Annotated in this window: 11 protein-coding genes; 2 read left to right on the top strand and 9 right to left on the bottom strand. The window is 46.8% G+C overall.

The genetic code is table 11. The features are described 5' to 3' along the window. Position 1: 1 nt before the first annotated feature. The 4 genes from ACHFJ9_RS05715 to ACHFJ9_RS05700 all read right to left on the bottom strand — a co-directional run bounded on the left by ACHFJ9_RS05715 (position 2) and on the right by ACHFJ9_RS05700 (position 2,880). Positions 2-376, bottom strand: coding sequence for a YkvA family protein (locus ACHFJ9_RS05715; RefSeq protein WP_395354177.1), 375 nt, complete (start codon positions 374-376; stop codon positions 2-4). Positions 377-541: 165 nt separating this feature from the next. Continuing rightward, positions 542-1,666: a M20 family metallopeptidase gene (locus tag ACHFJ9_RS05710; protein WP_395354175.1), complete on the bottom strand. Its 1,125-nt coding sequence runs from the start codon at positions 1,664-1,666 to the stop codon at positions 542-544. Between the two features lie 9 nt (positions 1,667-1,675). Then, entirely contained in the window at positions 1,676-2,143 is a 468-nt protein-coding gene (locus tag ACHFJ9_RS05705; RefSeq protein WP_005374849.1) for a YjiG family protein, read from the bottom strand. After that, entirely contained in the window at positions 2,143-2,880 is a 738-nt protein-coding gene (locus ACHFJ9_RS05700; protein WP_395354173.1) for a nucleoside recognition domain-containing protein, read from the bottom strand. The genes ACHFJ9_RS05705 and ACHFJ9_RS05700 overlap by 1 nt, the downstream gene beginning before the upstream one ends. A 448-nt stretch (positions 2,881-3,328) precedes the next feature. On the opposite strand from ACHFJ9_RS05700, the gene ACHFJ9_RS05695 reads away from it, so the two are divergent. Both ACHFJ9_RS05695 and ACHFJ9_RS05690 read left to right on the top strand, forming a co-directional pair. Further along, positions 3,329-3,616 (top strand): hypothetical protein, encoded by a 288-nt coding sequence (locus tag ACHFJ9_RS05695; RefSeq protein ID WP_049872671.1) that lies wholly within the window; start codon positions 3,329-3,331, stop codon positions 3,614-3,616. Positions 3,617-3,712: 96 nt separating this feature from the next. Then, the gene (locus tag ACHFJ9_RS05690; protein WP_005384623.1) at positions 3,713-4,429 is read left to right on the top strand and encodes a DsbA family protein; all 717 of its coding nucleotides are present in this window, start codon (positions 3,713-3,715) and stop codon (positions 4,427-4,429) included. Between the two features lie 67 nt (positions 4,430-4,496). Here the strand turns inward: ACHFJ9_RS05690 and ACHFJ9_RS05685 are convergent, their stop codons facing one another. The 5 genes from ACHFJ9_RS05685 to ACHFJ9_RS05665 form a co-directional block, all read right to left on the bottom strand. Next, positions 4,497-6,557, bottom strand: a complete 2,061-nt coding sequence (locus ACHFJ9_RS05685; protein WP_395354170.1) for an alpha-amylase — start codon at positions 6,555-6,557, stop codon at positions 4,497-4,499. A 180-nt stretch (positions 6,558-6,737) separates the two neighbouring features. Beyond that, positions 6,738-7,415, bottom strand: coding sequence for a monofunctional biosynthetic peptidoglycan transglycosylase (gene mtgA / locus ACHFJ9_RS05680; protein WP_395354168.1), 678 nt, complete (start codon positions 7,413-7,415; stop codon positions 6,738-6,740). Between the two features lie 151 nt (positions 7,416-7,566). After that, complete coding sequence (glgB, locus tag ACHFJ9_RS05675; RefSeq protein ID WP_395354166.1) at positions 7,567-9,762, bottom strand: 1,4-alpha-glucan branching protein GlgB; 2,196 nt, start codon at positions 9,760-9,762, stop codon at positions 7,567-7,569. 282 nt (positions 9,763-10,044) lie between these two features. After that, a complete protein-coding gene (gene malQ, locus ACHFJ9_RS05670; RefSeq protein WP_005396760.1) occupies positions 10,045-12,225 on the bottom strand; it encodes a 4-alpha-glucanotransferase in 2,181 nt (726 codons plus the stop codon). 117 nt (positions 12,226-12,342) lie between these two features. Further along, positions 12,343-14,796, bottom strand: a complete 2,454-nt coding sequence (locus ACHFJ9_RS05665; protein ID WP_005396762.1) for a glycogen/starch/alpha-glucan phosphorylase — start codon at positions 14,794-14,796, stop codon at positions 12,343-12,345. Positions 14,797-15,291: the final 495 nt, after the last annotated feature.

Below are 15,291 nucleotides of genomic sequence, written 5' to 3'. Positions count from 1 at the left end.
CTTAATCCACCATCGAATTCAATTTTTCTCTGGCTCGTTCTTCGTGTTCTTCAGTAATGGCATTGCCGACTGAGTTAGCGGCTAAGGTAAGCGCTGCCATGTCATCGGTAAAGCCGACGCCTGCTAACACATCTGGCACCATATCGGTGGGTAATACGAAGTAAGCCAATGCGCCACCTAAAATCGCCTTATGGCGAACGGCGGTGTTGGAATCTGTCATCGCGAGCCATGATTTTATGCCCATTACGGCAATTTCTTCACCCGCTTTCTTAACCGACCCTTTCATTTTGCGCCAGAATGTTTTCTCATCTGGCGCTTGCATCGTTTGATCTTTGGCGTCTTTCGGCGCCGATTTTACAGACATTGTTGTGCTCATCGTTGCCTCCGAAATTTATGACTGTGGCCAACATATTAATAAATCGAACCTGAACGCAAGATTAATAACAAGAAATGATAGTAAAGTGAAACAAAAACACAGATAGAAAAATCCCCAAACCGAAGTCTGGGGATCGTGATGTTGGGAACTAAGTTGTCGAGTTCGCTACTGAGCTATCTTCTCCAGTACACGCATCAGCATTTTGATACGTGGTTCGATAGACTCAAGCAACAAGTACTCTTGGTCACTGTGGAAACCTGCACCGATAGGTCCTAGACCATCCAAAGTTGGAACGCCAAGAATTGCCGTATTGTTTGCATCAGAGCCGCCACCCACTTCTTTCCAGTTGATGTCGATAGCCAGTTCACTTGCTGCGTCTTCAACTAATGCCATCAGGCTTTCGGTTTGCGCGCTTGGCACCATAGAAGGTTTGTAAGCTTCACGAACCAACTCGATGCTAACGCCATCAACAAATGGTGTCTCCAGCATACCGTTTAGCTTGCTATCGACATCATCGTACTCATCGTTATTCCAGAAACGCACATCCACGATCGCTTCAGCGTGCTCAGGGACGATGTTTGCGCCGTTACCGCCAGACACAATACCCACGTTTAATGTGGTGCCAGATTCGAAGTTCGTCATAGCATTGATTGCTAGAATCCAGTTCGCCATCTCGGTAATTGCACTGCGGCCATTTTCTGGCTCGTTGCCAGCGTGGGCTGCAATGCCATTAAACGTGATTTTGTAACGCGCCATGCCTTTGCGCGCTTTGACTAAACCTCCGTCTGCACGTGCTGCTTCTGCAACCAGTACATTCTTTGCGTTTTTCGCTACTGATTGAATCCAATCCACAGAGTCCAGAGAACCCGTTTCTTCATCTGGGTTCATGCAGATAGCGATAGACAGCTTATCCAACACCGCTTGGTCTAGATTGCGCATCGCGTATACGATGTTCAGCAAGCCAGATTTCATGTCCGAGACGCCCGGACCGTAAGCTTTCTCTGCATCTTGAGACATTGGACGAAGCTCAGCAGTACCCACAGGGAACACGGTATCCATATGACCAATCAGCATCACATCGATTTGCTCAGCTTCCGGCTTATTTCGAACTTCGAGACCGATGCCCGCTCTGCCACAGTCGATGCGTTTTACGCTCCAATCTGACATCGCTTGGTACTTCTCTTCAAATTGAGAAGCGATAAACTCGATACCATCAGTAGTGTAAGTGCCACAATCCACATTAATTAGGGGACGTAGCTCTTCTAGATATTCATTTAGAGAGAATTGCATGACTCACTCCTAGACAAACAGATTCATCACCAGCATTGCGCCAAACGCGTTCAATACTGAGATTGCAATCATAACTGGGATGTAACGACCTTCAGTACCGATTGGGCCCATGATACGACCCATGTACTGAACTTGAGAGCCCATAAGATAGATGGCAGGCGCTAGAATCGCAATGTGCGTGCCGTTAAGGATACCTTGGTCAAACAGCGTGATAACCACACCCACTGCGCCACCCATCGACATCCAAGCACCGATCAATACCGCTGCAGCTTCACCCGGAAGACCAAACACCGCCATGATTGGAGAAAACACAGTGCCCATCAGATCCAACGCGCCAGTGATTTGCAGCGCTTTGATGATTACGAACGCCATCAATACGTTAGGCACCGTAGAGGTAGTCGCAATCACCCAACCTTTCTTAGCACCTTCGACGAAGATATCCGTCACCATTGGTTTTTTCGCTTTAACGTCACCCATTATGCCGTCTCCTCTTTTAAGTTCTCTGATTTGTTTTGGTCTTGCTTGTCTTCTTTACTTTCCGTCATGTTCAGGTAGATACGGAACAGGTTCGCGCCGATGATCTTAAATGCGAACATCACCACAACTGCTAAACCAATAGAAGACGTTACTGCTAGAGAGCCGTCAGCCATCGTCAGTGTGAACAGCACAGCACCCGATGAGAAGAAGTTCACGATGGTTGCACCTGCAGTGAACTGGAACATGGTAAATACGTCCGTTTCACGCTTAGTTAGGTGACCTTCATCTTTTAGCTGACGCGTCATTGCCGCACCTGCATCGGTACTTTGTAGAGAAGCAATTAAAGCCAGACCAGAGTTACCAGGGATGCCCATTAGAGGACGTAGAAGAGGAGTAAGAAGCTTACGAGCTGCTTCAAGTGCACCGTAGTGCTCAAGTACGTTGATCATACCTAAGGCGAACATAACAGTTGGAATCAAAGTAAGTGCGAAAATGAAACCGTCGCGAGCACCGCTACCACCAGTACCGCGAAGCGACGTTGTTGCAACTTGCACACCGTCAGCCGTTTCGGTGACACCATACGCCACCTTGCCGAAAGAGCCATTGAGCGTTGTAAAATCGAATACACCGTACCATTCGCTAGATTGCATCAGGCCAGAAAAGAACACAACCGCAAACGCCAGAGCAACGTAGCACCCCAGTGTAACTTTACGCTCAGTTTGAACAGGAATTTTCATAACATTACCTACACATGTGGAACTTAACACATATGTTCACCTGAATAATGTGCTAGAGAGATGATCAAAATCAATCCGCCTGCCGAACATTATCGCGACTCAGTTATGAAGTTTTGTTTTATGATTCCAATCACAATTGAAAGATAATAAAAATTTGTGCTAACAATTAGGTATATTAACCTATGTCGATAGCTCACGACTTCTTCATCAACTCAACAAATGATTCTGACGAATATTGCTTTCTACAACATTCATGACGTACTTCATACTTTGGCATTGAGGCAATATCGATTAACTCGAAAGTAACATTCAGCCACGAAATTTAGGTTAGGATGGCCCGGTCATATGTAAACGGCATAAACCAGAATTAACAGGACTATACGACCCATTGTTACGCTCACAATATAAAATAGCCAAATGGACACTCACCCTCGTGCTTTGGGTGGTGATGATATGCTTAAGCCAAAATTCTGGTTTCTCGAAAAGCTGCCCGAAGGCTCACCAAATACAGAGTCAGCAAGATGAGAGTGTGAATTTATCACCATCTTGCGACCTTTCAGAAAAGCTGGTTCAAGCGTACCAACATCAGTTTGATCATATTCTTATTCCATTTTTTCTGTTTGCTTTGATTGTGGCGCTGCCGATGACAACCACAGCAATTCGTTATCTGGAATACACAGAACCGATACCGGAAAAGTATCGGGTTCACCTAAAACTTTGCGTGTTTAGAGAATAAAGCCAGCAAGGCGAGAGACCTTTCTGCCTGACTTTTGTACATATTTTATTCACTTCACATAACAAACAACGAAATTTAAAAGTTTTAGGAAATATTATGACATTCACTCGTACACTTTTGGCGTTAACGATGGCTATCGTATCTGCCGTATCTTTCGCATCAGAAAAGACCGCAGAACAAAAGCTAGAGGAAGTTAATCAGATACTAAAAGATAACCCTCAAATTCTTGATTCATTGCACCAAAACCTTCAAGAGTACATTGCGTATCAACAGTCATTTGGCGACACCTTGAAGGAGGTTCGTCAATATCTAAGTGATGGCAAACATTCCTCTTTTGGTGCTGAAAACCCTGAGTTAACCATTATTAACGTAACAGACTACAGCTGCCCTTTTTGTAAACGTTTAGAAGGAGAGCTGGTCAAAGTTGGTAAGGAATATCCGCAGGTAAAAGTGCTTAACCTCAATGTCTCTTTTAAAGAACAATACGAGAAAAACGGCTACAACTCGGCAAGTTACGCATTAAATGTTTGGCAAAACCAGCGAGATAAGTACGAACAAGTGCATGAATTATTGGTGAAAAAACCGGGCGCACATGACGCACGTTCCTTAAATCAAATCGCGAAAAAAACGGGGACAGAAGCGCAGCTTGTCGACGACAAAGAGACCAAGGCGTTGCTTGATAAAAACTATCAGTATTTCACGCAACTTGGTTTACGCGGCACGCCTGCGTTGATCATTAATGATCAAGTCATTCCTGGCTATGTGCCGTTTGACGAGCTAGAAAAAGTTATCGACCAAGAACTGGCGAACTAATACAACAAAGCCCTTCCCTGATAACTCAAGGAAGGGCTTTTTATTTATCGACATAAAGAGCGTTTAGTTACTTATCACGTCCTACAAACGCCACGACGACTTTGTCATTGCCAAGCGAACGAGAGAAAACGTACGCGCCTTCCTGTTCAATCACTCGATGCTGACCTGCGCCAATGGCAGGGTGTGCTTGACGGAACTGACCAAGGGTTTGCCAATGTTTGAGCAGCGCTTGCTTCTCATCCGATAGTTTCCAAACCATGTCTGAACGTGTGCCTTGGTGGAAATCATCCGCGTAAGGGCCAATGTTACGACCTACTTCATCACCATAATAAACCTGAACCGCACCTGGGCTAAGAAGCAATGCGTTCGCCGCGTTACGTTGCATGCCGTAATCTTTAAAACGTGAGAAAAACAACTCCGTATCGTGAGAAGACATGTAACTGACTGGGTTGAAGTCTTTCTCGTTCGCGATAGTTTCCGCATAGCTTTGGTAAGTGTCTGCCATTTGGCTAAAGCACGCCGCGCCTTTGTCTAGCTTCTTCTGCATATCGAAGTTGATCAACGCGTCAAAACCATCATCGAAATAAGGGCTGCGATACGCGGTGTGTCCCCAGACTTCGCCCATCATCCAGAACGGCTGACCTGATTTGCCATTTTCTTTACGCCACTGTTCAAGACTGCTTGATGCCTCTTCTTTCAAGCGTTTCCACACATCACCTTCAACGTGCTTCACCGTATCGACACGGTAGCCATCAATGCCAAAGCGTTTTACCCAATCAGTTTGCCACTCAATTAGATAATCCGAGACGGTGTAATTGTCACGCGCCTTTACGCGAGTACCAGGGTTATCCAATAACCATTGCGCTGGCTTCACGGTTTTGTCTGATTCGGTGATAAAGTCAGGCAAACCCGCCAATGACATAGTGATATCACTGCTACCCGGAGCTGGGTATCCCGGTAGACCTGTTCTTACCCAGTCACCGCCCCACCATTTCGACCAGTTAGGACTCTGATAATCAATATTCTGGTGATAGCTATGCCAATTTTCATCCGCTTTTGGTTGCCAGTCGCCCCATTTCTTGGGCAGATCGGCATTAGGCTTTAACACATCGATACCGTCGAACTGTAGATCCGCCAATGTTGAGTAACCAGAATGGTTGATAACCGCATCCATCAAGACTTTGAGGCCTCGTTTGTGCGCCTCTTCCACCAGCGTTTTTAAATCTTCTTCGTTACCGAAGTTCTCATCAATCTTGGTGAAATCGCGCGTCCAGTAGCCGTGGTATGCATAAAACGGAAATGAACCACTATCGCCACCACCGACAAAGCCGTGCACTTGTTCAACGATTGGCGACAACCAAATCGCGTCTGTACCTAGGCTCTTAATGTAATCCAGTTTCTCAATCACGCCTTTAAGGTCACCGCCGTGGAAAGTACCTATCTCTTCTTTGCCGTCTTTTTTGCGACCATAACTGTTGTCGTTACTTGCGTCTGCGTTGTTGAAACGGTCAACCATCACGAAGTAAATGTTCGCGTTTCGGTAATCAAATGGCACCGCTTCTTTGGTTTTCGGTACAGGCTCTAAAAGCACTAGGCCTCCAGAGTCTTTGCTTGGCGTCAGTGATACTTGCTGATCTTGCACTTCAACCATTTGCCCCGAGTAAGCATCTCGCAACTTGGTGCCATCCGGGAAACTATCACCTAACGCAATGGTGACTTCTCCGCCTTGGTAAACCTCACATTGCACTTGTGGGATTGGGCGTTTGAACTCACTCTTGGCGGCTTTCTTAGGTTCACGCTTAAAACGCAGTGTTTTGGCTTCTGCATCAAAAGCAAAAGAGTAATCGCCGGTAAAGCGGATTTTTAACGGTAGTTCCGTTGGTTTTCCGCAGTTCAGCGCAAGAGGTTTATTGAACTTCACTTTCTGACCATCGGGGGCAATGCAGTCGCCTTCAACGCCCGTGATTTTAAGCGTGTATCCGTCTTTGGTTAGAGGCACAACCAAAGGCTGTTCTGCACTTAGCGGGAAGTCACGGCTGTTGGTCGTGGTAGAAATGGTGATGTTAGGCTCGGCGATAGCACTTGCCGACGCAAGCAATAAAGTAGTGGTAATCAGGTTCAGTTTCATCGTTCAGTCCATTGGCAGCACATGGTAACCATGCACATTTATTAGTTTTATTCACACTAATTGTGCCTAGATAAGAAACTGAACACATCATTCTAATTGCCTACGCCCCAAAGGTTGTGACGCTTCACATTTTATTGATATAGGGGCGTAGTTCTATTTAAGCGCAATGGATTGAGGGACTTAAAGTTGCACGCTGCCAAGATTGCTCATTTGGTTCATCGCCCATCTTGTGCGGCGAGCAGTGTAATCACTTTGTGGATAGACTTTGATTCGATATGGGTTTGGCAACACCACGGCTAAACGCGCTGCTTGCCACTTCGAGAGTTGCTTTGCACTGACACCAAAATAATTCTGCGCCGCCGCTTCTGCACCGTAAATACCGGGACCAAATTCAACCACATTTAGATACACTTCGAGAATGCGCTCTTTACTCCACATCAGCTCCATCAGCAAAGCAAAGTAAAGCTCGTAAGCCTTGCGAGCGTAGGAGTGAGAAGGAAACAAAAACACATTTTTCGCAGCTTGTTGGGTAATGGTGCTCGCGCCTCTCGACGGACCATTATCATCTGCCTCGGAAATCACGTCGAATAGCGATTCGAAATCGACACCATAATGATGAGGGAATTTTTGGTCTTCGGTCGCAATCACCGCTAACTGCATATTTTTTGAAATACGCGACAAGGGTACCCATTCGTGTTGGCTGCTGTCTGGATAGTTCTTTGGTGGCACAACAATGCGGCTTAACTTCCATCCCCATATTGGTGGATCGACATATTTCACCACACCAACCAAAACGACTGGGGCGATCAGCAATATCAACACCATTTTAAATAGGAATGACTTAAGCCTTTTCAACATGTGTGGCTCCCCAATGCATTAGCGATTGATGATAAACAAACCAGCGAGCTTGCCTGATTCAATCAGGAACAACAAGTTTTCGAGGTAAAAAATAGGTCAAAAAAAGCCCGATTTACATTGTAAAACGGGCTTAGAATTTGATTAGGTTGAATTATTTGTTCAGCTTGTAGAACACGGTTGAAAGTGGTGGTAAACGAAGCTCAAGTGATTGAGGCAGTGATTCACTTTCGACTTTTTCCGTTTTCACACTGGTCTGCACTTTAAAATCGCTGCCGCCGTATTTGCTGTCGTCCGTGTTCAGCAGCAGTTCGTATTGACCTGCATTTGGAACACCTAAACGGAAACGCTCGTGTGGTACGGGCGTAAAGTTGGTGATGATGAGAATACGCTCACCCTCTTTACTGATACGCTCGTGCGCTAGGATGCTTGCATCTGCCTCGTCTTGTAGACGCCACTCAAAACCAGCAGGAACACAATCTTGATCGTGCATCGCCGCTTCATTGCGGTACAAGTGGTTCAAATCGCGCATCAGCTTTTGAACGCCTTGATGACGTTCGTATTCCAGCAAGAACCATTGCAACTGATCATCGTGATTCCACTCCGCCGTTTGGCCGATTTCCGCGCCCATGAAGTTCAGCTTTTTGCCCGGTTGACCATACATGTAACCGTAGTAAGCACGTAGGTTTGCGGTTTGCTGCCATTCATCGCCCGGCATCTTGTTATGGATAGAACCTTTGCCGTACACCACCTCGTCGTGAGAGAGAGACAAGACGTAGTTTTCGCTGTGCGCATAAACCAGCGGGAAGGTGATAGTATTGTGGTGGTATTTGCGGTGAACAGGATCTTCTTTGATGTATGAAAGACTGTCGTGCATCCACCCCATATTCCACTTGAAGCCAAAACCTAAACCACCCATAAAGGTTGGCGCAGACACCCCCGGAAACGCCGTTGACTCTTCCGCAATCGTCATCGCATTCGGGAAGTGCTTGTACACTTCTTCGTTCATCCATTTTAAGGTTGCGATTGCGTCGTAGTTTTCGTTGCCACCGTCGACGTTCGGTACCCACTGATCGTGGCTACGTGAGTAGTCGAGGTAAAGCATCGATGCGACAGCGTCCACGCGAATGCCATCAATATGGAATTGTTCAAACCAGTACAGCGCGTTCGATACAAGGAAGCGACGCACATGTTCACGGCCTAAATCGTAGATGTATGAGTTCCAATCTTGGTGCCAACCGCGACGTGGGTCCGGGTCGTGGAACAGAGGCGTACCATCAAAGTTTGCTAAACCGTGATCATCCGATGGGAAATGCGCAGGAACCCAATCCAGCACCACACCGATGCCTGCTTGGTGACACGCATCCACGAAGAATTTGAAATCATCAGGTGAGCCAAAACGGCTGGTTGGCGCAAACAAGCCAACGGGTTGATAGCCCCATGAACCGTAGAATGGATGCTCAGACACAGGCATCAGCTCAACGTGGGTGTAGCCCATATCCACAAGGTATGGCACCAACTGCTCCGCGAGTTCGCGGTAGTTGAGGAAATCGCCTTTCTCGTTGCGCTTCCATGATCCAGCATGCAGCTCATAAAACGATAACGCTTCATCACGCTTTTGTGTCACTGCGCGGTTTTGCCATTTCGCATCTTGCCATTGGTAACGCTTGTGATCGTAAGTAATGGATGCGAACGATGGGTATTGCTCAGAGTAGAAACCCCAAGGGTCTTGTTTATGTGGCAGCCCTTCCCCATTTGGCCCTTTGAGCTCAAATTTGTACTGAACGCCTTCTTCTAAGCCAGGAATGAACAAACCCCAAATGCCATAATCTAAACGTTGCATTGGGTGACGACGACCGTCCCATTGGTTGAAGCAACCCACAAGGCTAACAGCCGATGCATGCGGTGCGTAGACAAGGAAGCGAACACCGGAGATGTTTTCACCGCCACGTTCTAGCGTGACAAAGTGTGCGCCCATATAGTGATACATGTCTTTGGGCGTATGCAGATGCTCGTACTCTTGGTAAATATTGTGGTACTGGTACGGGTCATCAATAATTTGTTCAACACCATTCCAATCGACCGCCAAACGGTAGTGGGTCAGGTGTAAATCGCGTTGCTCTTTTAAGATGAAACCGCTGTCGCCATCACGCTCAAGCGCCACGCGAGGTTCGCCATTAACAAGCAGTTCAATCTTGTTTGCGCCCGGCATCCACACTCGCAGCGATCCTTCGCCATCATCAATGAATGGCCCCAACGCCGAAAATGGGTCTGAGTAAGCCGCCTCAGCAAGCAGTTCATATGCGCGTTCGTGTTGTTTCTTTATTTTCTTGGTTTTGGTGGTTTTCAAATCTTTCTCCCTAGAGCCAATATCCTTTTCAAGACCAGAAATCTGAATCAAACATCGGTTTCTCCACAGCCAACGTTGTGAACTCACAAAAGACTTCGCTTAAAACATGTATGCATCAAGCGATGTCAAAAACAAAAAATGCCCGCTATTGTCGCGGGCATAATAACGGTACTTCATCCTAACGGATTGTGTTTTCGGAATGAGTGACCTAGACGGAACTTTCGTACCTCTGAGCTAACAAAATTGGTAATCCGCTCATTCATCTACGTCACTCTACGCATCTTATTTGCTCGCCTGTGCGCGAACTTCAGTGAGGCGTTTAGAAATGCGATTCACATCTTCACGGCTGAAGATTTCATCTAGGTTCATCGACAATTTACGACGCCAGTTTGGATACTCATCCACCGTGCCAGGAATGTTGACCGGTTGATCCATTTCTAGCCAGTCTTCAAGCTGAACGCTAAGCAGTGCAGAGTCACCCGCTGCTACGTGCAGTTGCAGCGCTTCGCTTAGGTACGAGTCCATCGGTACGTACTGAGCATCATGACCAATGCCTTCTGGCAAATAGCCGTGCCAGCGAACGCTGTCTAAGATGCCTTGCTTGCACTTCAAGCGATCAGCAAATAAGCCTTCCAACTGTTTTTCATCTGGGTACAGGCCAATCTCACGACCCATTTTCAAATCATCGCAGTGCCAGAAACCACGCAGGGTTGGCATGTCATGCGTACACAGTGCCGCCATCGATTGCTCTGCGTAGTGCTTCGGAGAAATGAACCCACCGTCTTCTTTCGAAGTTTCGAAGAAGAACACTTTGTATGAGTGCACACCTGCATCACGAAGGATATCGACGATTTCATCTGGCACAGTACCTAAGTCTTCACCAATCACAGAGCACTGATGACGGTGCGACTCAAGCGCTAGGATTGCGAGCATGTCTTCCACTGGGTAGTACAAGTAAGCGCCTTCTGTCGCCTTCTCGCCTTTTGGAATCCACCAAAGGCGAAGCAGGCCAAGTACGTGGTCGATACGCAATGCACCACAGTGCTTCATGTTGGCACGTAACAACTTGATGTACGCGTCGTAACCCGTCGCTTCTAAAACTTGAGGGTTAAGCGGTGGCAGACCCCAGTTTTGACCCAGAGGACCAAGTACATCCGGCGGCGCACCGATACTTGCGTCTAACACTAAGTTACCGTCGTCGGCCCAAGTTTCACTACCTGAGTCGGCAACACCGACAGCAAGGTCACGGTACAAGCCCACAGCCATGCCTTTTTCTTCTGCCAGTGACTGCGCTTCTTTGATTTGATCGTCTGCGATCCACTGTAGGTACATGTACAAGTGAACGCGGTCTTGGTTGTCTTTGATGTATTTCTGAGTACCGGCTGCGTCGAATGTGCGGTATTTCTCAGGGAATACAGGCCAACCCCACATGTTTGAATCTTCTGCGTGTAAATCAGCATGAAGCGCATCGAATGCAGCTTGGTGTAATAAGCTGTCGCCACCTTTTTCTACAAAGTCCAAGAATGCACGAGCGCGGTCGGTGTTTTTATCTAAATGGCGAGCTTTAAACTCACTAAACAGCAGTGGAAGAACGCTCATTTTCAGTTGCGAAACTTCTGTGTAGTTCACCCAATGAGAGTCACGTGCTTTTTGTAGGCGCTGTTGAAACTCTGCACTGCCAACACGTTGCTGAGCTTCAGCGCTCAGTGCGAATTCAGGTACAGAACTTACGTCGATATACATGATATTCAACCAACGACGAGAAGAAGGGCTGTATGGGCTCGCACCTTCTGGGTTCGCTGGGAACAGCGAGTGAATCGGGTTCAAACCAATGAAGTCACCGCCACGAGAAGCGATATCGCTCACCAACTGTTTTAGGTCACCAAAATCACCGATACCCCAGTTGTGCTGAGTACGCAGTGTGTAAAGCTGGATACTAGGACCCCATAGCTTTTTATGTTGGTTTAGATCGTCTTGTTTGAAACACGCTTTTGGCGTGATGATCAATGACATCTCGTAAGGCGTTTTACGACGCTTACGGCTGACAATCAATTTGTGATAACCCCAAGCCAAGTTCTTTGGCAATGCAAACACTAGAGGGCCACCCTCAGCACGCTCATCACGAACAATTTGGGACTGAAGATAGCCTTCAAGTACCTCTCCTTGTTCTGTTTCTAAACGCCAGCTGAATTCACTCTCACGAGCACTCGTACCTAGGTTTAGTTCCACTTCGACTGGTTCGCCGTCGCGTAAAACAAGAACAGGGGCTAGTACGTCTTTTTTATGTTTCTTTTCAGCAGAAGCCAATAGTTTTTCATCGCTGCTAGTATCGTAGCCAAGCGAAGCGAGCAAGCGGCGTAGCGTCTCCTCAGACACTTTTGCCTCATCTCCCCAAGCACTGACATAGCTATCAGCCAATCTCGCCATTTCCGCGACTTTCTTTAATGCTGTTTGTTCTTTCATCGCTTTCTCCGAAGGTAATACCAACACCTTCCATGTAGGGTTTTATTGTTATCAATAACTTCTTTTGGAAAATGACCAAAGGTAGCGCTTGGCTACCTTGGTCTTAACTCTGTTCTATTAACGGTGAACCGCTTTTAGTTTCCAGATGTTGTTCACATAGTCGCGAATTGAGCGATCTGAGGTGAACTTGCCGACAAGGGCGGTATTAAGAATGGCTTTCTTCGCCCAGCCAGCTTGGTCTTTGTATTGTTCGCTCATGTCTTCGTGCGCTTTCACGTAAGATGCGAAGTCCGCAAGACATAAGTACGGGTCACCACCATCTAGTAGGCTGTCGTACGTTGCACGCAGTAAGCCTGGTTGACCTGGAGTGAATTCTTCACCCAGTAGTAGGTCCATAGACGCTTTGAGTAGATGATCCGCATTGTAGTAATCAAATGGGTTGTAACCTTGAGCTTTCAGCGCTTTCACACCTTCAACGTCTAGACCGAAGATGTAGATGTTCTCATCGCCTACTTCTTCACGAATCTCAACGTTAGCACCATCCATCGTACCGATCGTTAGGGCACCGTTAAGCGCCATCTTCATGTTACCAGTACCTGATGCTTCTTTACCCGCAAGTGAAATTTGTTGTGATACGTCCGCCGCAGGAATAATAATTTCAGCCATGCTCACGCGGTAATCAGGAATGAAGACCACTTTCAGCTTGTTGCCGATGCGAGGGTCGTTGTTCACTTTCTCAGCAATTTTGTTAATAGCGAAAATGATTTCTTTCGCTAGGTGGTAACCCGGTGCCGCTTTCGCTGCGAAGAACACAACGCGAGGCACACATTCGAAGCCTGGTTCGTTAATAATGCGATGGTACAGAGACAGTACGTGTAGAAGGTCTAAGTGCTGACGCTTGTACTCGTGCAGACGCTTGATTTGAACATCGAAGATCGCATTAGTATCGAGTTCGATACCCATGTTCTCTTTCACCCAGTTAGCTAGGCGTTCTTTGTTCTCTTTCTTCACTGCCATGAATTCTTTCTGGAATTTCTCGTCAGTGGCGTACTTAGCGATGCCTTCTAGTTGCTCTAGTTTCGCTGGCCATTCTGGGCCGACTTTCTCTGTGATTAGCTTAGAAAGACCTGGGTTACAGAACTTCAACCAACGACGTGGCGTAATACCGTTCGTTACGTTGTGTAGACGTGTTGGGTACATTTCGTGGAACTCTGGGAATAGGTCTTTCTTAACCAATTCAGAGTGAAGTGCCGCTACACCGTTTACTGCGTAAGAGCCAATTACACATAGGTTTGCCATGCGAACCATGCGGTGGAAACCTTCTTCGATGATAGAAAGCTTCTGTTGTTTCGCGACATCACCCGGCCACATTGCACGTACGTCTTGTAGGAAGCGGTGGTTGATCTCGTAAATGATCTCCATGTGACGTGGTAGTAGGTGCTGAATTAGCGACTCCGGCCATGTCTCTAGTGCTTCTGGAAGTAGCGTGTGGTTTGTGTACGCGAAGGTTTGAGAGCTGATTTCCCAAGCCGCTTCCCAAGTTAGACCTTTTTCGTCCATCAGGATGCGCATTAGCTCAGGAATCGCAATCGTTGGGTGCGTATCGTTCAGCTGAATAGTCTCTTGCTTCGGTAGATCCGCTAGCGAGTAGCCAGCTGCTTCGTGGCGACGTAGGATGTCACGTACAGACGCAGCAGAGTGGAAGTACTGTTGCATTAGACGCAGTGTTTTACCTTTCTCGTGGTTGTCATTCGGGTAAAGTACTTTAGTGATGTTGCCTGCGTCGATCAGTGCGTGCTGCGCTTCGAAGTAGTCACCGTTGTTAAAACTTGCTAGCGAGAATGGTGCAATTGCCTGACATTCCCAAAGACGTAGCGGGTAAACCGTGTCTGATTCGTAACCCACGATTGGTAGATCCCAAGGCATTGCTCTTACAGACATGCCAGGAACCCATTTGCGAACTTCTTTACCGTTCTCGTTAACCACTTCAACGTGACCGTAGAAACCGATCTCTTGTGCAAGTTCTGGACGAGCAATTTCCCAAGGGTAGCCTTCTACACCACGCCATGCGTCAGGAGCTTCTTGCTGGCGACCATCTTTAAAAGACTGTTTGAACAAACCGTATTCGTAGTGCAAGCCGTAACCGACGGTTGGGAATTCTTGCGCCGCACATGAATCCATGAAACATGCCGCTAGACGACCAAGACCACCGTTACCCAATGATGGGTCACGTTCTTCTTCTAGCAGGTCAGTTAGGTTGTAACCCAGTTCAGCCATTGCTTCTGTTACTTGTTCGTACAGACCCATGCTGATTAGGTTGTTACCCGTCAAACGACCGATAAGGAACTCTAGCGAAAGGTAGTTAACGCTCTTCGCACTTTTAATGCGTGGATCTTCTTCAGTAGCAAGCAAATCTAAAGTAGTGAACTCAGCCAGTGCATGACCCATTGCTAGGTACCAAGCGCGGCTGTCTGCGTTTTCAATCGTGTGAGCGTAAGTTACAGATAGGTGTTTCTTTACGCTTTCTTGGAACGACTTCTTGTCAAATTGTTTTTGTTGAGTAGGTTTCATTACGAAATTCTCACGTCTTTTGGTAATTCATCTGCCATACATCGTGCATTTACCTCTGTGAATAAACATCCTCCTAATTCTCATCCTTTGAAGGAGGAGGGCTGAGGGCGTAGAGGGGGTACCATTGCTAGGTTAGTGATCCAAATCTCAACAAAGTGAGCTTTGCTCCAGTTCTTAGTGATTTTGATCACAATGGAATATGAGAAAGGTTAAAACCCGTTCATGACTCTTTTTATAGCCCACTCATCTGATGATGTGAAAATTGTAATATTGGTCACATTAACTTGGTTAACATGGAAAGATTTTTCATAATCGATGTGCAACGAGATCTTAATACACTCGACACAAAAGATATTTAAGTGACAAGAATCACAAATAAAGGGCGTAGTTGATGGTAAATCCATCAACCCTTGAGAATTAGGAAGTGGATCAAAGTAACGGACATTTCTGATGTCGTACCATCCCACACGGCTCACAGGATTGTACGCTTTTTAT

The sequence above is a fragment of the Vibrio sp. D3 genome (assembly GCF_043995865.1).
Classification (GTDB): Bacteria; Pseudomonadota; Gammaproteobacteria; order Enterobacterales; family Vibrionaceae; genus Vibrio; species Vibrio diabolicus.
This window is presented reverse-complemented; position numbering and strand designations above follow the sequence as displayed.

Excerpts from the sequence above, each read along its gene's own strand:
- ACHFJ9_RS05705 (WP_005374849.1), bottom strand. The coding sequence starts at position 2,143 with ATGGGTGACGTTAAAGCGAAAAAACCAATGGTGACGGATATCTTCGTC.
- ACHFJ9_RS05700 (WP_395354173.1), bottom strand. The coding sequence starts at position 2,880 with ATGAAAATTCCTGTTCAAACTGAGCGTAAAGTTACACTGGGGTGCTAC.
- malQ (WP_005396760.1), bottom strand. The coding sequence starts at position 12,225 with ATGAAAGAACAAACAGCATTAAAGAAAGTCGCGGAAATGGCGAGATTG.
- ACHFJ9_RS05715 (WP_395354177.1), bottom strand. The coding sequence starts at position 376 with ATGAGCACAACAATGTCTGTAAAATCGGCGCCGAAAGACGCCAAAGAT.
- ACHFJ9_RS05690 (WP_005384623.1), top strand. The coding sequence starts at position 3,713 with ATGACATTCACTCGTACACTTTTGGCGTTAACGATGGCTATCGTATCT.
- mtgA (WP_395354168.1), bottom strand. The coding sequence starts at position 7,415 with ATGTTGAAAAGGCTTAAGTCATTCCTATTTAAAATGGTGTTGATATTG.
- ACHFJ9_RS05685 (WP_395354170.1), bottom strand. The coding sequence starts at position 6,557 with ATGAAACTGAACCTGATTACCACTACTTTATTGCTTGCGTCGGCAAGT.
- ACHFJ9_RS05710 (WP_395354175.1), bottom strand. The coding sequence starts at position 1,666 with ATGCAATTCTCTCTAAATGAATATCTAGAAGAGCTACGTCCCCTAATT.
- ACHFJ9_RS05665 (WP_005396762.1), bottom strand. The coding sequence starts at position 14,796 with ATGAAACCTACTCAACAAAAACAATTTGACAAGAAGTCGTTCCAAGAA.
- ACHFJ9_RS05695 (WP_049872671.1), top strand. The coding sequence starts at position 3,329 with ATGATATGCTTAAGCCAAAATTCTGGTTTCTCGAAAAGCTGCCCGAAG.